Here is a 16,497-nt window from a genome sequence, read left to right on the forward strand (position 1 = left end):
GGGGTAGGCTTCGCAAAAACTCAATGAAATCAGTCGAGCTCGACGGGTTTGAACTCAGTATGTTCACGTCTGTTCAGGTGAAACGGTCCGGTATCGGTCCGCAGGTAGAGGCCGGGTGTTCCCCGGCCTCCCTTATGTGTCGGAGCTTTCGAGGCGGTCCAGCCGTTCGATTTCAGCGACGATCAGAGCTCCGGCTTTGACCAAATCGCGGCGAGCATTTGTTGGCTTCCACCAAGCCCGCGACCAGGGCCACGCGACCGGAGAAGCCCGCCCCATCTTGCCGGGGTTATGCGCGTAACATGCAGCCGCTCGCGCCATCTCGCCGTCGCTATGCGTGTCGTCATGTTCGGGCGTCCAGCCTTCAACATTCATTTGGCGCTGGCGCTCGGCGGATATGTCTTGCAATGCGGTGGCCATTCGTTCGATTTCCGTTGTTGCGTCGGGCCGGTAGCCAACCCGAAGCAGGGACTGGCTCTCAAGTCCGAGCGTGCGCTCTTTGGTTTCTCGAGCGTCCTGCGCGTGAGCGCTTTCCTTTGGGTGGCTGTATGGCATCTGACTTCCTTTAGATTTCGCAGTTTTGCGAGCGCATCGCTTCATCGGTATCGGTGCCGGATCTGGTCATAGAGAGCGCCGCCCGGAGGCTCTGCACTTCACGCCAAAGGTCTTGCACCAAATACGATGTGCCCATGTGCATCATCATGGGCTGACCGGGCAGTTCAAGCATTTGAAATTTCAGCACCCGATCTTTCAGTTTTTCTTTTGCATCAGCCATCAGTTTGGTCCCTTGCGTGATTTTCAATCTGTCCACAATGTGCTCGCAATTTTTCACATATGCAAGCATTTTTGCACACATATATAGTGCATAAAGTTCATTTATGTGGACAAATCAGAGATATTGTGAAACCGTGTGCAAATAGCGTATGAAAGGCCATGACCTTTGATGACAAAATTGCCTACGGCTTCAAGCGAAGCGACCGCGACTTCAAGGAATTCGACATTCCTCAGGGGCGGGCCTTCATCGACAACGCAGCGACAGAGCGTGAGGAACTGCGCGCACTGCTCGCCGCCGTGCGATCGGGGTGACTGTCGTGGTGCTGCAAATCGGTGATTTTGGCCCCGGCGCGAAGGCCGCGCAGATCCGCAAGGAAATCGAAAGCCGCGGCGGAAAGGTCGAGGTTGCTGAAAAGGTTATCGGCACCCGTGGTCGCAAGCCGCGCGGCACAATGACAGAGAAGGACGAGAAGTGGGCACGCGGCCTATGGCTCGATCCGGCACTGACTAAATCGCACGTGCTGGCCCGCATCAACGAGCGGACCGGCCAGGAGTTCACCCGCGACCAGCTGAATTACCGGTTCATCGGTAAGAAGCGGCGCGCGGCAAAGAAGTCAAAATAACAGGAGTTTCCGATGGCCTGCCAAGCATGTGAACTCAGAGCAGAGAACGACCGGCTCAAAGCTAAGAGCGAAGCTGAGTGGTTGGCGCTTGGAACATCTCTGATGACCGACGACGAGGGGCCGCTACCCATAAGGGTGACGTTGAACACTCGACCGACAAAAGAACAATTCAGGCGGCTTCTGGATCTGACAATCGAGATTGAAAACAACCCCAAATAACAGGAGTTTGCCATGTCTGATCCAAAAACTGCTGAATACCGCCTTGGCGAAAGCGTCTTTGTGCACGACCCGCAACGGTTCAATCCGGATGCAAAATCAATCATTGGCGACGTTGCCGAGTTCGAATTGCGCGAAGATGGATACTGGTATCACCTCGCCAACAACGGCTTCCCTGCCACGGGTGAATGGGCGTGGTACGCGGAGCGTGATATCGGCCACCGTCTTGGCACACCGATCAGCCAATTGAGCGGCCGTCCTGGTCATGTTGGCTATGAACAGTTCCGCGCCATCGCCCAATCATGGGGCTACGATTAAACCGCAAATAACAGGAGGCATGAGCCATGTTGCTAATGGACGAATACCCCGCCCCCTAGCGTCGTGGTGTGACACCTATATCGTCCAATGGGCTCGCTGCCGAGGCCATAGGAAAAGGCCGGTTGAAAAGTTCAGATTTGCCGAGGTTGTCTCACCAGAGCATGACGACACTGTTGAGATTGATTTCACTTATCGCCCCGCCGTGGTGCGACGTTTCAACAGCAAAACAGGAGCGGCCAGTGCTTTTGACTGATGTGAAGCGAGAGCAACGGATTGAAGGCATGGCCGGTATAATCCGCCGCATGTGCAGGCTCTCCGCTGGCGGCTTGTTGGTGCTGGCCGACTATGACGAGCGCGAATTGTCAATCAAGCTTCTCGCGTACCTTGAGGGCCGCGATGTTGAAATTGAGAAATAATCGAAGGAGTTCCCGATGACAGAGGCCGAAAAATTGAAGCGTGTCATTGCAGCGATGAAAGACGAGCTTATGAAAATCGAGACGGAAGGTGGATTGCTTGGGCGCGCTGTGGTCGAACCAATAGACAAGGCAATCAAGCTCGCTCAGTCTGTTGAAAATTAACCCCATCATCGAAGGAGCCTCCCCCAACGCACAAAAAAGCCCCGCAGCCGGTTAAGGCCACGGGGCAGTTTGACTACGTTGAGACCGGCGATCCGGAGGCTGTTGGAGCGCCGGCGGGTATTCACCGCACGATTGCGGCAAATTGGTTATGGAGAGGCGCGGCCAGTAAGCAGGGTGATGATGCTCTTCTGATCCGCCTTGATCTCGTCCAGGGTCTTGTCGATGCGATTCATGTGGTCGTCCATTTCCCGGCGCGGCACATATTCGTCTCTTACCCGGTTGAGCCGGTCGTGCAGCCGATCGCCTTCCATCTTCATGGCGTGGGCCAGCTTTTCGTTCCCTTTCGCTATCGCGGTGCTCAATTTGTCCGTTTCCTTTTCAAGCCTGGCGGCGATGACCCGGAACGATCCGATCACCAAACCGGCCAATGACAAAACCACGGTGGCAGAGATGCCCACCAGCCATTGCAATTCGATAACCGTCATCGGATTCCCCCTGACTCCGGCCGGCGCGGCGGTAACGAACGCTTTACCCCTCGCCCGGTAGATATATTCTCAGCCATTACGGCCCCCTTGTGGTCGTTGTGGTCAGGGTCGGCCCGAGGTCGCATCTCAGGTCGGCCCGCTTGTTATTTGGCGTGTCTTGAGCACTCAGAGGGGGTCCAGACGCCCGCGCCGCACAATCCCGCAGCGGTGTCGTCTATCTTGTCTTGATCGACTGGAGTGGCCCCCTTGACCCCTATTAGCGTAGTGCCGACAATAGGGCGGATGGTCTTGCGGATATCAGTCTTGTCCGCAGTTGCCGGTCTCAAAGTCGAACATCCGGCCAGCAGCACGGCAAGCAATACGATTGGCACGGAATTTCTCCGCATCAGATGCAAGTTCATTGGAAACCTCATGGAATTTTGTGAGCATTTCGGCGGTGGCAATCTTTGCCGCTTCATGCTTTGCCGCAGGGACAGTGAAAAGCGTCGTGTAGGTGAAGGTCAGCGATGTAGCGAGGAAAGCCCCCGCCACCGCAGCCCCTATAAGCTTTGCAGTCGATACGACGGGGATAAGGTCAGACCAGCCCATCACAAGCCCGCCTTTATCTCGCGGTAGATCTTCGCCAGCCGGTGCCGCGCATAGATGCCGTAAATGGCAAAGCCCACGATCACGGCGACGAGGGCCAACTGCACCCGCCAATCCATGCCGGAAAAGGCAGCAAGCGGCGTGCCGATAGCAGTTGAAAGCCACATCCAGAATGTCTTGGATTTGGCGATGGGCTTATCCAGGTTCTCGGGATCGGCAGGTGGCGCAATGTCCGGCTTGGGAGCAGGTGTAGGAATGCGCTTGTTAGTGGCAGTCTTGACCCGCGCCAATACCCGCTCGATTTCAGCAGGATCAACCAGAGCCTTATTCAGCCCGTCACCGGCATAAAAGGACTGCCCGCGCTTGACTGTGCGGTGCGCGCCCTTGGTGTCTTGCAGGACCGGGAATGATGCCCATTCCATGGCCAGACGCTTGGCAAATTCCACGGCGTCAATTCGCCCATCCATGTAAGCCAGATAGCCACGCCGCTTGAGCAGATGATACCCTAGACGGTCTTGCAAATCGGCGGTAAGTTTGAGTTTCACCGAGATTTTCAGTTCTTCAATCAGACCACCGAGCGTCTTGTACATGAACTGATATCCACCGGTAGCAGACGACCCGAAACGCTTAGACCACCCCATTTGCGCCCGCTGGATTTCAAGCAGCGTCATATCGGTGATCGGCTTTTTCAGATGCTTCTGATTGTGACCGTAGATGGTGCGGTAGGATTCGGAACCCGCCGTTCCGGTTTCAGTGTTTCGGATGAAGTCGAGTAGGATCGCAGCCCCTGTAGGGATGTTGATATCCATCATTTATCCTTTCCGCACAGCAAAGCGCCGCGCGTTTGCTGGGTGTTTGCTTATGTCGATGTTTTTATGTGTTGATCCGCGCCCGACAGGCACGGCGAAGCCCCCCGCCAGTTGGCGATGGGTTTCATGGGAATGTACTTCCGGTCAGTTATGTTTCAGATTGCGATGGCGGGAATGACGCGAGAAGGTTGTTTCGCGTCCGCGCCGTGTCGGATATGCTGGGTAGATGAAGACGTTCTTGCAGGGAATTGAGACAACTAGGGCCGCCCCGCATTTGCCGTGGCAGGCAAAGGCCATGGTTCAGGCAGGCCTCGCCTGCCTGCCTTACGGTGAAGCCATCAATCACCAGTTCCAACGGGTGAACGCCAAACGCCGAGGACACACCGCACAAGAACAGCGCGCAGCCGAAATCACCGCTTGTATTCGGAGCCTAAATCGCATCAAGCCTATATCAGGTGCGACGATAGTGGAGGTCGGGACAGGCTGGGATGCCATGCCGACGCTTGCTCTTTCCTCATTAGGAGCGAATTACATCCACACATTCGATCATCGCCGTCACCTTCGACCCACTCTGATGGAAGAGGCATCAGCAACGCTTCTCCAGTGGCTCCCACCCGCCAACCCTGATGCAATTAGATACACGGCTCCGGGTGATGCAGCGAACACCGGTTTGCCAGCAGCGTCAGTGGATATTTTTTCTCCTACGCCGTACTGGAGCACGTGCCGGAAGCAAAAATACTATCGTTGATACGGGAAGCGCGGCGTGTCCTTAAGTCTGGGGGCATCTTTTATGCCTTGATCGGGCTGCATGATCATTTTCATAACTTTGACAAACGGGTGAGCAAAGTAAATTTTCTTCGCTACCCGGAGTGGCAATGGGCACTTATAGGAAAAAACCGGATCAGTTATCACAACCGTCTGCGCGAGTGCGACTTCCTAAACGCGCTATCTCAAAACGGAGCCGAGAATCTGGTCGTCAATAACGTCATCGACCCACCGGACCTCGATCGCGTTCGATCAATGAGAGTTGCCAACCGCTTCCGAAGATACACCTCATCCCAACTGGCCGTCACGCGAAGTGAAATCGCAGCAAAATTTACCAATCGCCCTGCGTGACAGTATCTGTGCCGTTATCAATCAGCTTCGAACCCGACACCGAGGTCGCTCCCCCACCCAAGATAGACGTCACATCGACGCCCGCGTCGATGACAATGGCGTCGGTCACATCTTCGATGCGAGGTGCCGTGATCGTGTTGTAGTAGGCGCTATCTGCCGTCGTTTCTGTAAGATAAATGCCAGTCTCGGCGTAATCAACGATGGGGGTGTCTAAGTGACAGCCGTTTGAGTTCCGCACTGTAAACCCGAACACGTTGACGCCGCCAGCATCCGCCAACCCGGTTGTCGCATTGATCTTTTTCGCAGCGCCATTGTGCCTACAACCACACAGTTTCTGTGCGTTGGACTGTGATCCATCGATCCAGAAGCCATAGCGGCACACGTTTGCGAAGAGTTGCTCCCAGACATTGTAGACACTGAAACCAGAGACGGCGCTTTCGAGCATGAAGCCGTATTCAAAAAAGTCCGCGTGTACTCGCTCCATCCGTCCCAGAACAAAGCTATCAAGATCGAAGCCCTTCGATCCAGAAAAGGCTCCCTTTCGGAATATTGAAAAGTCTTTTGCCTCGAAATAATATCTCCGGTGTGCCTCCAGACTTGGTGTTGCCTCTGAATTCTTCAGGAACGTCGTTCCATAGAACCAGATGCTTGATGAACCCATACTATGCCCGACGAGGTTGATTCCGTCTCCGGCAACCGTGAGGTCGTTGTCAACTCTCCCCGTTCCTACCGGCAGAAGGTACTTGCCCGGCCCAAAATCGAGACATGCCTGCACAGCCTCACTGTCGTCCGTGGTCGCGTCCCACTTCGCGCCCGCCCATTTGATCGGCAGACCGGATGCAGGACGCGAGGCGACGAACCATTTGCCGTCCGCGCTCTGCACCTTCAGCCGCGCATGGCACGTCGGCTCCGAAGCCTCGCGGGTATAGGTGATGATGTCGCCATCGGTGTCGCCCGCCGCCGCATAGCCGAGGCAGCCCAGCCGATCGATGTCATCGCCCACCGTTGCGGCCTGGATTTCCGAGCGATCGGGAACGCCCCGAAGGCAGCGTAGGAAACGCGGGCGGTCGGCGAGAGCTTCGCATCCGTGAGGGTTTCGTCACCAACCACCGTCGTGCCGTCGAAGCCGAACAGAACCCAGCTGCTGGTGATCGTGCCACCCGACATGAAGAACTGAAGAGCGTTGAGGTCCGCGACGGCGAGCCGCCCTTGCGCACGCATGAGGATAACCGCGCCGGTGTCCGACTTGAGAAGGGTCCGCGCCTCCATGGTGCCGCGTGTGGCGGTGAGGTCTATATCAATCGTGATCTCGGCGAACTCGCCAGCATCAGTGCCGATAGCAGTCGTCACCCGCATGTAACTGTCCGACGCGCTGCCGCCAGAATCGGGAGAACCGCCAACTATCCCACGTTCGTAGGCATGGACATAACCTGCACCCTCGTAGGAGGAACCGCCATTTGCCGAGAACTGCGCACCCATGAACGCGCCGTCAACGCTGGGCGTCAAGCCCCGCAGCACGACCCGAAACCGGTCGTATCCAGCCGCCACATAGGTACTCAGATCGAGTTCAAGCGCGCCCGCGCCCGTCGCCGTGCCGCTGTCGAGCAGCGCCTCGGTCCCGACCTGGCCGGTGTCACCCTTGTCGCCCTTCACTCCCTGGATGCCTTGGTCGCCTTTGATACTCCCCGTTGGCGCTCCCCATGTGCCGGCGGCCTTCACATAGGTGTCGCCATTGACCGTGTTGAGATAGGTCTCGCCGTTCGACCCGTCGCCATCATCAGGTGCACCAGCGCCCTTGCGGTCGAATGCCTGCCCATCCTCACCAGCCGGACCTGTTGCACCGGTATCGCCCTTGTCGCCTCGGATCGTGACGCCATCCGTCCAGTCGGCGGAACTGGCCGAGGCTTTGACATAGAGCACCGCATCGCCATCCGAGATCAACGCGAACTTGAAGCCCTTGGCCTCATCATCAAACGCATCCCGGTCGGCCAGCGCCTCGCCGAAGGCATCGTAATTGAAGAACACCTGCCCTTCGAGCTGGGCAATCAGATCGGACAGCTTGTCCTGGGCATTGGTCAGCCGGGCCGCCTCTGCGGTCGAGCGCATGATGACGTAATCGGCATCAGTGGCATTCTCGCCGGCCCAGTTCTGTTCGAGCGTGGCCGCTGTATCGCTTTCAACACTGGCAATGGCTGCCGATACGCCGTCAACGATCAGCATTCCGCCAGAGACGGCGGCAGCAGAGAACGCAGTCAGCGTTCCAGACAGGACTTTGCTTCCGGCTGTCAGGCTGACCGTGCCGGTTTTCTCAACTATCAGGGATGTCATGGGGTGTCCTTATGCAGGCATAGCAAAGGGACCGCTGCGGGCGTTAGCGGTCGGTATCTGGTCAGGTTTTGCGGGATGACCTATGGCGAAATGAAAATCGCGTAGGTGATGGTCAGCGACGTGGCGTACTCGTTGTAAAGTGTGCAGACGCCTGTCGTAGGAATGACGCGGAGGTAGTAGGTGCCGCGATAGAAGTTGAGATATGGCGCGACCGGCAGTATGCCATCGGATGATTTCATGACCACAAACGGGTGTTTGCCAATTATTGACGACAGGGTGAAAGACGTACTCGCGCCCGTTGCCAACGTGGTTGTACCTCGCGCAATCGGTATGAGCGTCGAAAAATCCTCATGCAGCGAGAAGTCCGCAAGGTCAGTGCTCGCCACGTCCTTACCGGGCTTCGAAACCCTCGCCACGAACTTCGAACCATTGTTACCGAACATCACCCGGTCGTTCATGTCGTCGGCCTTTTGAACACCGTATAATAAAGGTCTCCCTGCCGGGGAGTCCCGCCGTGCCCCAGGCTGTAGCCCTGCGCGTTCGCAGTCGTTGCTATAATCTGGAATTTGTTGGTGTAGGGGATCATTGCAACCGGCAGGCTTACAAGCTCCGTGCTCGAACTGCCGGTGACTGTGTTGATGTGGTGCGCTGGGAAATCAACAGCCCCGCCAAGCGCGTCACTCGTGATTGACCATTCAATGTGAGGGACGTATCCGAGCGTCGGAAATGAAATCTCCAACATTGGATACCCGGTGTAAGCCCCCGCAAGCTTGATGCATCGGTGTACTTCTGGCGTGCTTAGTCGCTGCCACTGAAAAACATCCGTCACGATCCCTGTTTGATGGACCTGCAACGTCTCAAGCGAACCATCAAACAGATACGGCCCGCCGTCGCTTTCCACATCGTTACCAGCAGTGCTAACGCGCATGACCCAATCTTCGCTCGGGTCGATAACCGTTCTCGTTGTCATAACGCCAGCGCCAACCAATGGAACTCAACGGCGGAATAAGGGTCGGTCCGGTATATCCTTACGGTGGTGTCATTGACGAACTTGTGCGGCGTGATGCTATTTGTTCTGTCATATGTGAATTCGACGCCCGTAAAGACCGAAATATTTGGCCGGTCCGTGGCCAGCGCAAATTGATATTCGACCCCATTATCCTTGTAGTGTGGGCGCGCCTTGGTCCTGATCATAAGTGCGGGCTGAAACCCGTAATCAGGTAGCGTGAAATCCCGATAGGTTGAAACCTCCTTGGGATACGTCCAGACGCCGCTGCCCAACACCTGCAAACCGAACAACCACTTGCTGTCGAAGATCTTGTCAGTGTCGGGCAATGAGGCATTGGTGGCGTCCTTGCCAACCTTGGAGATGACAAGTTCATCAGCGTCAAACATGACTCTTGGAGTGCTCATTTACCCACCTCAATCAGAAAAGGTCATTCGTTCGTTGACGTAATCTGACACCATTTTGCCCGTGGCCCCGGTGATCGTCCCGCCAACGCCGTCACCAAACAATATGTTCTGAATTTTCAAGACACCGTCCTCGAACACCAACGGGAGGTTGGTTTCGGTCCCGTCCGTCACAACAAATTGAGCGGCACTAATAACCACCCTGCCTGACAGTGTGGGAGGGTCTTCACCGTCGCCGACAACTTCGATCACCAAGCCAGCGTCTTCGAATGCGTCTTCAATCGAGGCGCGGGCATACATTGTCAGCCTTGACAGCACATCGCCCGCCCCTGCGGACGCCTCAATCTTGAACAGCCCGCCAGCATTGGCACCTTCCGCCATGGCCTCAACCGCCGTGATATCCTCAGCTAGAGCCGCGTCTCCATCAATCCGCGCCTGCTGTTCGCTGATCACGGTTGCCTTGAGGGCGCCCTGCTGCCTGGTAATCACCCGGCGCTCCAGATAGCGCTCGGTCGTGTCCATGGACGCATCGCCGCCCGAAAGTTCAATACGGTGGTGCAGATCATCAATCTGCGCGCGCATGGTGTCGAGCGTGCCCCGAATATCCCCCGCCACTTCGGCAAGCATTAACTGCACTGTCTGGGTCGGCGCTACGGTCGTAACCCATGAAGTCCATGACTTGAGCCGGTCAGGCTGCGTGGATATCGTCGCCCGCGCGTCGTAGTCCAACACGGACTGAACCCCGCCTGGCATAACGAGGGTTCCAGCCGCCACGTCTGTAGCTGTCGCAGTAAAGACCGGGCTTTCTGTCCCATTCTGCCTATACTGGATTTGCACGGCGGTAACGGTCGGGTCTTCCGGATCATCCCAGCCGAATTGCAAGGCCGGTGTCTGCGCGCCGTTCGTGCCTGTAATCAGCCCCGCCGCAACAGTGAAGTTCGAGACTGTTGAAATCAGCGACGGGTTGGCAGGAGCGGACGGCGCGACGATTACCGGACCGGCTGTGATGCCTTCCTCGTCATAGACATCATCACCGGTCTCAGCCAATTCAAGCGTAAACTGGAATTGACGATCAAAGCCCCACTTGGTGATCAGCCAGTCTGTGTCTTCATACGTCACCCAATCGCCGGGTTGCAGCCGTGTTCCAACCTTGCGCGATACCGGCAGCGAACGCTGCTTTGCCTTCCGGTTCTGACGATACCGAATATTGAGCAGGTATTGCGCAATGTCCGGGTCTGTGACCTGGAGGAAGTCATTCCCGGCAGGACGCTTGCGGCCATCAGCGGCAATGTCTGCATTGGAACTGACCGTTTCGAGACTTTCCGGGTTGTAGTGGGCCTCGATGGAAGTGAACTGGCCTGACAGAATGTTGATGCCGTCGAAGCCGGATCTGCGGTTTTTGCTCTTGCGCGGTGCGTCTGCCCGGATACCGTCTGCGGTAATTTCCAGCACCGGAACTTGCGGGGCTCCAGCGAGAACGCCATCAAGACCAGCGCGGTTGACCGCATAGCCGGCCATTGCGTCTTCCATCATCTGGAGAACGGCAATGTGGTCATCTTCTGCCGAGACAAAGAGATTGCAGTGATATGTGGGGATCGTGCGCCCGCCGATAGTGCGTTCGGTGTCGCACACATTGGCTGCGGCCATGTGCATTGCCACATCAATCTGACTGATGGGCTTGCCAACGCCGACCAGCACGTCACCCGAAAGAGTGCCGCGAAGCCCAAGCTGGAAGTTCAGGCGATGGATCGCCGGGTTGACCGAGTGTTCCCAGGTGTCCGGGTCATCGATGCGGTGTGAACCCGAGCCGCCCGAAACTGTGCTGTCCTTGCGCGGGTCGTATTCGCACCAGCCGCGCAACACGAATTCAAACTCCGGTCTGCCTTTGTCAAACAGGCTTGCGGACCAAGTGCGCTCAACCACAACATAAGCGTGGCCAGCAACCGTGCTGGTGGCTTTCCATGGATTGCCGAGCGCAGACGTTGCAGCGACCAATTCGCTGTCGGCAAGCTGGCCGGGCGATCCATCGTAGAAGCGGATATTGATGGAAGACCCGAAGCCGTCAACCGTGTAACGTGCCGCCTCGTTGTCGACCGGTGTGACGCTGATCAGATCGTGCTTCTCACCATAGAAATAGATGTATTCTTCAAGTCCATCGCAACGGCCATTGGCGAGCACGAACACTTCGGCGTTTTGCGCATTGCCGCCGCCGTACTTGGCGTAATAAATCCGGTGGCCTTTGGTCTTGCCTGTGCCGAATAGAACCTGATCGGCCACATCGCCGCCAAGCTGAACCTGACCCTGGACCGCCGTGCTGAGCGTCTTCTTTGGGCGATTGAGGTAGGACAGTGCCAGATTGGCAGCGAGCGCGAGACCGCCGCCAATGATAGCACCCGCCGACACGCCAAACAGGGTAGCGCTGCCAAGGCCGACCGCCGCAGCGATCGCGCCCCCAATTAGGGAAAATACCATAATTTAGACCTTGAATGCGCACATGGCGAGGTGAAGCGGCCATGAACGCGGGCCTGCTTCGGTGATTGAGTGCCAAGCCTGCCCGCCGTTAACGCCTACGTGTTCGCCATCGTCCAAGAGCACAACCGCGAGATCGCCAATGCGGGATTGACCCCAAGGGATCTCTGACAGCATTTCGTCATAGAGAGTGACCACTGAACCATGACCGCGCTTACGCATTGCTCTATGAGCACCTCGGAGAGTCTTGTAGGAACCCGAGAACGCCTTGACGTGGCTGGTCCCTTGCAGCGCGTCGATCACCTTCAAGCCAAGGAAAAAGCAATCATTGACGCCATAGGCGTAAGGCTCTTTCCGAGCCGTCTTGATGATGTTGGAAACGATCTGTGCGCGGTTCATCGTTGGCCCCATTCTTCCGGCCAGTCTGGCGATGTGGCGACGTATGCAAACGCCGTGTCTGTCGCTGAGTTGTGCCGCTTCTGATCCTCGACAGACCGCTTCGCATAGGTCTGATCCCGGTAGCGCCGGGAGAGTGTTTCAATCGAGATATTCAGCGAGATCGTCGCTTGGCCATCTTCATCGAGCGCGCCAACTTCAAATTCTACATCGTTGATTTCGTAGAACTGCGTGACCAGAACCCCAAGGATTTCATCGGTCGCCGGATCGCCGCAGAGATAGGAGACAGTCACTGCCGCATTGATGTACTGGTAATTCTCAATTGCAGCGATGCCGTCATCTGCGTTGTCGGTTGGCACATCGGAAAATACCAGTGTCGTTTCGGTGATCTGGTTCCCGAGGGCTGCAACAAGCCCGTCATCATTCAGAAAGCGGTTCGGTAGGTACTCTTGCCCGGAATAGGTGAATGGACGCCCACCCGTATGGTAACCAACGGTTTTGTCCGGGGTTTCGCCCTTGCCGGGAAGAACGATCTTGACCAAGGGAAGAACCTTGATCGAGCCGCTATCGACCTGATTTCCGACTTCTGTTGCTAGTGCTGTGGCCATCAGAGAAACACCTCTGTAGCTGAGAACGACGCCACCCGGTCAGACCATGCCTTGGGCATTGACCAGCCCGGATCAAGCATCATCAGGCAGGACGGCTTTTCCAGTTGGATTGTGGAATTGCCAGATGTGAAGACGGTTGTATCCAGCGGGAAATCAATCGTCAGCGTGACAACGCCAGAACCATTGGCCGTAGCATCAGCCATGACCCGGTGAAGCGAGCGAACGCTTGATGATTTGTTGACCTCGACCAAGCACCCGCGATTGAGCGCAAACGAGTCAGGCAGACCCGACACCACAATTGTCCGGCTATCTGTTCCGGTCGAAAGGATCGCTGATCCATCAAATGCCCCGCCTGCGGCTTTCGTACCACCGAGCGGAGTGTCGCCATAGGCTCGCGGGCGCGGCCTGTAATAGTCATAGCAGGCGAATACATTGCCGCCCTTGGATGCCTCGGTAAAGAATGCGTCCGCCTCGTCAATCTTTTCATCGGACAGGAATCCCGTTGCAGCCGAAACCCGCCAATAGGGCGTTCCGAAGTCTGCCGTCTCTGTCTTCCGGCCAAGCATCGTGTTGTTGAGCCGGGTGTTGACCTGGCGCATGTCGAAGTGCTCAAACGAGAGCGCGGGGAATGGAAGCACAGCCATCAGATTTGCCCCGCACGATTGGTCTTGGCGTAGGTCGTGGCGAATTTCGCTTCTGACTTCTGGACCGCAACATTGATAATCGTACCGCTGGCAGTCTTGATTTGCTGATCAGCAATCGACGCCATGCGACCGCTGTCATCCTGGAGAACGATTGTCACGACATCAGACGACCCGCCGCGATTGTTGTTGGCGGCTGACATCATGCCTCGCGTTTGGCCGGCCGTGTTAACCTTTGACCCGCGTGGGAGGTTGACCAGCTCAGGGCCTTGCTCACCGACGATAGCCATGCCGCCCGGCGCAAAGTCTGTGCCGTTGGCATAAAGGCCAATTCCGCCCGCCTTGGCGATGCCCATTTGACCCCCGCCAAACATCCCGCCGAAGATGGAGGACAGGAACCCGCCGATGCCGCCACCGCCGCCGCCCGATGCGGCCTTGTTGACCTTGAAGATGCTATCAAGCACTTCATTCAGCAGTTTGTCGGTGATACGGTCGAGCGCGTTCAACGCTGCTGTTTTGAAACTATCCCAGAAGCTTTCTCCGTTCTTCAACCCGTTTTTCAGGTCGGAGAAAAACCCGCCTGCGATTTCGCGAGCGGCTTTCAATCCATCGTTTGCTGTATCAACGGACTTGCGCAGTCCCTTCCATGGGTCTGTCTTGGCCGCTTCCTTGATTGCCTTACCTGCGCCAGTGGCGGCTGTCTCGGCTTCGGTAAGCGCAGCCGTTGCCGCCTTGATATCGGGTGTGGAACCTTCAAACGCTGTAGAGACGCCACCAAGGTAATCAGCGTTTAGCGCTGCCTGTTGCCGTTCGTTATGGCGAGACAATGCGCTGTGACGCCCGCCACCGGTCAGGTTGTTGGCAAAGCTGTTTTCGATATTGCCAATCGTGGAGCTAGACGTATCCAGCCCATCGATGTTGACGCCGGGGATCAGGTTGATGGTGTTGATCAGATCATTGATCGACCGCTTTGCACCGTTGATCAGCGTGTTGACCGCATCAATGGCGAGATTGACGCCTCCAATAACAGCCGCGCCAATCACGTTGCCGAAGTTGTTCCATAGAAACGTGATATCCTCATAGGCCGCGACGAACGAGCCAATCAGATAATTTGCCGCCGTCTTGGCAATGCCGACCACATCAACGCCGATAGCCTTCTGCACCTCGTCACGAAACACATATAGCGCGGCTACAGCCGCCGTGATGCCCACTGCGAGAGCGCCAAGCGGGTTTGCTGCAATGGCTGCGGTAATGGCAGAGATAGCCGCCACGCCAGCGGTTCCGAGCGCGACAAACCCCGAGGCCATGGCGGCAAGGATAGCCGGGCCAAACGCAACCGCCATCAAAGTGCCTGCCGTACCAGCGGCCACGCCGAGCGTATCTACGTTTTCAGCAAGGAAGATAATGCCATTAGCAAGTCCGGTCGCTGCGAATGTCGCCGCCTGTAGCGCACCGAACAGCACAGAACCGACCGCAGACATGAACGCAGCAAACGCCGGGTTGGATATCGCCGTAACAAGGCCCTCAATCGACGTGCGCAGCCCCTCAGTCGCTCCCTTCGACATTTCGAACAGATCGCCCCATGCATTCCCCAAAGCGGCCAACGCGCCACCAAGCGTTTCGCGAGCGGCCTTTGCAGACCCACCGAATTGGGTTTCAAGTTCTTTCAGGATCAGGGTTTGCGCGCCAATCATGTCGCCAGACGCGACCATTGACTTGACCATTTCCTTTTGAGATTCGGTGAAGGTAATGCCCGACCGGCTCATTGCCGTCATGCCGATAACCGGGTCATTCAACGCCTTGCCAACCTGGATGGCTGCGCTCTGAAGGCTAACGCCAAGCGCCTGTGCAAGATCCTGCACCGCTTCGGTCGCACGAGGGAACTCATTCCCACCGATCTTGCGGAATGTCAGCAGAATGCCTTGCGCTGTATTGGTCGCCTCATCTCCGAAGTTCGTGACCTTCTGGAGCGCTGCCGCATGGGCATTGAGACTGGCGAGCGTCTGGCCCGCCGCCCCACCGGTTGACTTGAGCGCCGCCGCAAGCTGTGCCTGTTGTTTCTGCGCTTCATTGGTTGACGAGACAAATCGGCCCATGAGGCTCGTCAGCCCGACAAGGCCAGCAGTGATGCCAACGATGGCGGCAAGAGCAGCAACGCGCATCGCGCTATATGCCTTGGTCACGAGACCAGCAGACCGCGCGGTGTTGGTGTTGGCCGCAACGATTTCCCGCCCTGCCCTCGTTGATGTGGTGCCGAGCCCCTTCTGCGAGTTCTCCGCGTCCTTGGCAGCTTTTGACATGCCGCCAAGGTTCGTGGTTGCGGTCTTCGCCTGAGAACTATCGATCTCGTACTTGAGCGATGCTACGTTCACGTTGTCTCACTCTCTGGCTTAGGCCGCTCGGCATCAATCGCTTCGTCAAGGACCGGAAACAGGTCCATTACGATCTTGCGTTCGTCATGCGTGAGGATGTTGCCTGTGCCGCGTTGCCATGCCTCGAACTCTGCCCATTGAACGGGCTGCAAGGTCATGCCGTTGTGAATGCGGGTGCCGTTGAGGCTCCAGAACGCATCAAGCAGGAATTGGCATTCGTCTGGCACTTCGGGCTGTTCTGGGGTTTTGTGTTCCATCCCGAACCGAGCGTTGAACTCGGTTCGGGTTTCCCCGTCCTCGTAACCCTTGGTCCCAGTCTTGGGCGTCAGGTATCGGATTTGGTAGCGGATGGCGTCTGCGAGGGTTTCGAAGACGCCTTGAAAAAAGCCGCGCCATCATCCGCAAATTCATCAATCTGCTTGATGATATTGGACCCGGCGATCGGGATTGACAAAAGCGAGATTGCAGCCTCTTTCGAGAATGCCAGGTCACCCGTCCCGTCCTTCATGCCAGACCAACCTGCAATCAGGGACGCGACAAGCTCGATGGTGTTCTTGTCGAGCTCGCCAGCGGACACCGTGCCCTTGCGCAAGGACTTCATGCCAGCGGTGCGCAAACGACGCTCCACAGCCTTGTAGGCCGCGCTCTCGTATGAGCGAACCATAAACACGGCGCCGGTATCTTCGCCCGTGATCGGATGTTTGAGAGGCATGGGCAGGCCATCCTCGATGGCCGACCCGGAGAGTGCGCTGATTTCAGCAATATCAAACAT

General features: G+C 56.8%; 24 protein-coding genes. 7 read left to right on the forward strand and 17 right to left on the reverse strand.

Annotated features, from left to right (window positions below):
* Positions 1 to 132 precede the first annotated feature (132 nt).
* Together OEG84_RS24955 and OEG84_RS24960 are read right to left on the reverse strand one after the other, a co-directional pair.
* Entirely contained in the window at positions 133 to 552 is a 420-nt protein-coding gene (locus tag OEG84_RS24955; protein WP_267651852.1) for a hypothetical protein, read from the reverse strand.
* 10 nt (positions 553 to 562) lie between these two features.
* Positions 563 to 772 (reverse strand): hypothetical protein, encoded by a 210-nt coding sequence (locus OEG84_RS24960; RefSeq protein ID WP_267651851.1) that lies wholly within the window; start codon positions 770 to 772, stop codon positions 563 to 565.
* 158 nt (positions 773 to 930) lie between these two features.
* Between OEG84_RS24960 and OEG84_RS24965 the strand changes: the two genes are divergently transcribed.
* The 6 genes from OEG84_RS24965 to OEG84_RS24990 all read left to right on the forward strand — a co-directional run bounded on the left by OEG84_RS24965 (position 931) and on the right by OEG84_RS24990 (position 2,506).
* Positions 931 to 1,083, forward strand: coding sequence for a hypothetical protein (locus OEG84_RS24965; RefSeq protein ID WP_267651850.1), 153 nt, complete (start codon positions 931 to 933; stop codon positions 1,081 to 1,083).
* 5 nt (positions 1,084 to 1,088) lie between these two features.
* Positions 1,089 to 1,394, forward strand: coding sequence for a hypothetical protein (locus OEG84_RS24970; RefSeq protein ID WP_267651849.1), 306 nt, complete (start codon positions 1,089 to 1,091; stop codon positions 1,392 to 1,394).
* 12 nt (positions 1,395 to 1,406) lie between these two features.
* Entirely contained in the window at positions 1,407 to 1,613 is a 207-nt protein-coding gene (locus OEG84_RS24975) for a hypothetical protein (RefSeq protein WP_267651848.1), read from the forward strand.
* A 12-nt stretch (positions 1,614 to 1,625) separates the two neighbouring features.
* On the forward strand, positions 1,626 to 1,928 hold the full coding sequence (locus tag OEG84_RS24980) for a hypothetical protein (protein WP_267651847.1): 303 nt from the start codon (positions 1,626 to 1,628) through the stop codon (positions 1,926 to 1,928).
* A gap of 161 nt (positions 1,929 to 2,089) precedes the next feature.
* Entirely contained in the window at positions 2,090 to 2,344 is a 255-nt protein-coding gene (locus OEG84_RS24985; protein ID WP_267651846.1) for a hypothetical protein, read from the forward strand.
* A 15-nt stretch (positions 2,345 to 2,359) separates the two neighbouring features.
* A complete protein-coding gene (locus OEG84_RS24990) occupies positions 2,360 to 2,506 on the forward strand; it encodes a hypothetical protein (RefSeq protein WP_267651845.1) in 147 nt (48 codons plus the stop codon).
* Between the two features lie 146 nt (positions 2,507 to 2,652).
* Here OEG84_RS24990 and OEG84_RS24995 read toward each other — a convergent pair whose 3' ends face one another.
* The 3 genes from OEG84_RS24995 to OEG84_RS25005 all read right to left on the reverse strand — a co-directional run bounded on the left by OEG84_RS24995 (position 2,653) and on the right by OEG84_RS25005 (position 4,385).
* Complete coding sequence (locus OEG84_RS24995; protein ID WP_267651844.1) at positions 2,653 to 2,991, reverse strand: hypothetical protein; 339 nt, start codon at positions 2,989 to 2,991, stop codon at positions 2,653 to 2,655.
* Positions 2,992 to 3,288: 297 nt separating this feature from the next.
* Positions 3,289 to 3,579 (reverse strand): hypothetical protein, encoded by a 291-nt coding sequence (locus tag OEG84_RS25000; RefSeq protein ID WP_267651843.1) that lies wholly within the window; start codon positions 3,577 to 3,579, stop codon positions 3,289 to 3,291.
* Complete coding sequence (locus tag OEG84_RS25005; RefSeq protein ID WP_267656030.1) at positions 3,579 to 4,385, reverse strand: lysozyme family protein; 807 nt, start codon at positions 4,383 to 4,385, stop codon at positions 3,579 to 3,581. Before OEG84_RS25005 ends, OEG84_RS25000 begins: the two co-directional genes overlap by 1 nt.
* A gap of 720 nt (positions 4,386 to 5,105) precedes the next feature.
* On the opposite strand from OEG84_RS25005, the gene OEG84_RS25010 reads away from it, so the two are divergent.
* Positions 5,106 to 5,501 carry a hypothetical protein gene (locus OEG84_RS25010; RefSeq protein ID WP_267656610.1) on the forward strand — a complete coding sequence of 132 codons (396 nt, stop codon included), beginning with the start codon at positions 5,106 to 5,108 and terminating at the stop codon, positions 5,499 to 5,501.
* Here OEG84_RS25010 and OEG84_RS25015 read toward each other — a convergent pair.
* The 12 genes from OEG84_RS25015 to OEG84_RS25070 all read right to left on the reverse strand — a co-directional run bounded on the left by OEG84_RS25015 (position 5,482) and on the right by OEG84_RS25070 (position 16,497).
* On the reverse strand, positions 5,482 to 6,504 hold the full coding sequence (locus OEG84_RS25015) for a hypothetical protein (protein WP_267656611.1): 1,023 nt from the start codon (positions 6,502 to 6,504) through the stop codon (positions 5,482 to 5,484). The two genes, OEG84_RS25010 and OEG84_RS25015, sit on opposite strands and share 20 nt — an antisense overlap.
* Positions 6,387 to 7,829: a hypothetical protein gene (locus tag OEG84_RS25020; RefSeq protein WP_267656612.1), complete on the reverse strand. Its 1,443-nt coding sequence runs from the start codon at positions 7,827 to 7,829 to the stop codon at positions 6,387 to 6,389. The genes OEG84_RS25015 and OEG84_RS25020 overlap by 118 nt, the downstream gene beginning before the upstream one ends.
* Positions 7,830 to 7,909: 80 nt before the next feature.
* Entirely contained in the window at positions 7,910 to 8,287 is a 378-nt protein-coding gene (locus OEG84_RS25025) for a hypothetical protein (protein WP_267651840.1), read from the reverse strand.
* A complete protein-coding gene (locus tag OEG84_RS25030) occupies positions 8,284 to 8,799 on the reverse strand; it encodes a hypothetical protein (protein WP_267651839.1) in 516 nt (171 codons plus the stop codon). Before OEG84_RS25030 ends, OEG84_RS25025 begins: the two co-directional genes overlap by 4 nt.
* Complete coding sequence (locus OEG84_RS25035; RefSeq protein ID WP_267651838.1) at positions 8,796 to 9,224, reverse strand: hypothetical protein; 429 nt, start codon at positions 9,222 to 9,224, stop codon at positions 8,796 to 8,798. Before OEG84_RS25035 ends, OEG84_RS25030 begins: the two co-directional genes overlap by 4 nt.
* A 27-nt stretch (positions 9,225 to 9,251) precedes the next feature.
* On the reverse strand, positions 9,252 to 11,711 hold the full coding sequence (locus OEG84_RS25040; RefSeq protein WP_267651837.1) for a phage tail protein: 2,460 nt from the start codon (positions 11,709 to 11,711) through the stop codon (positions 9,252 to 9,254).
* Positions 11,712 to 11,714: 3 nt separating this feature from the next.
* Positions 11,715 to 12,107, reverse strand: coding sequence for a DUF6950 family protein (locus tag OEG84_RS25045; RefSeq protein ID WP_267651836.1), 393 nt, complete (start codon positions 12,105 to 12,107; stop codon positions 11,715 to 11,717).
* Positions 12,104 to 12,712, reverse strand: coding sequence for a DUF2163 domain-containing protein (locus OEG84_RS25050; RefSeq protein ID WP_267651835.1), 609 nt, complete (start codon positions 12,710 to 12,712; stop codon positions 12,104 to 12,106). Before OEG84_RS25050 ends, OEG84_RS25045 begins: the two co-directional genes overlap by 4 nt.
* A complete protein-coding gene (locus OEG84_RS25055) occupies positions 12,712 to 13,356 on the reverse strand; it encodes a hypothetical protein (RefSeq protein ID WP_267651834.1) in 645 nt (214 codons plus the stop codon). The genes OEG84_RS25050 and OEG84_RS25055 overlap by 1 nt, the downstream gene beginning before the upstream one ends.
* Positions 13,356 to 15,725 carry a tape measure protein gene (locus OEG84_RS25060; RefSeq protein WP_267656613.1) on the reverse strand — a complete coding sequence of 790 codons (2,370 nt, stop codon included), beginning with the start codon at positions 15,723 to 15,725 and terminating at the stop codon, positions 13,356 to 13,358. Before OEG84_RS25060 ends, OEG84_RS25055 begins: the two co-directional genes overlap by 1 nt.
* Complete coding sequence (locus OEG84_RS25065) at positions 15,722 to 15,982, reverse strand: phage tail assembly chaperone (RefSeq protein ID WP_267656615.1); 261 nt, start codon at positions 15,980 to 15,982, stop codon at positions 15,722 to 15,724. The genes OEG84_RS25060 and OEG84_RS25065 overlap by 4 nt, the downstream gene beginning before the upstream one ends.
* Before the next feature lie 68 nt (positions 15,983 to 16,050).
* Positions 16,051 to 16,497 (reverse strand): hypothetical protein, encoded by a 447-nt coding sequence (locus tag OEG84_RS25070; RefSeq protein ID WP_267656616.1) that lies wholly within the window; start codon positions 16,495 to 16,497, stop codon positions 16,051 to 16,053.

The sequence above is a fragment of the Hoeflea algicola genome (assembly GCF_026619415.1).
Lineage (GTDB): Bacteria > Pseudomonadota > Alphaproteobacteria > Rhizobiales > Rhizobiaceae > Hoeflea > Hoeflea algicola.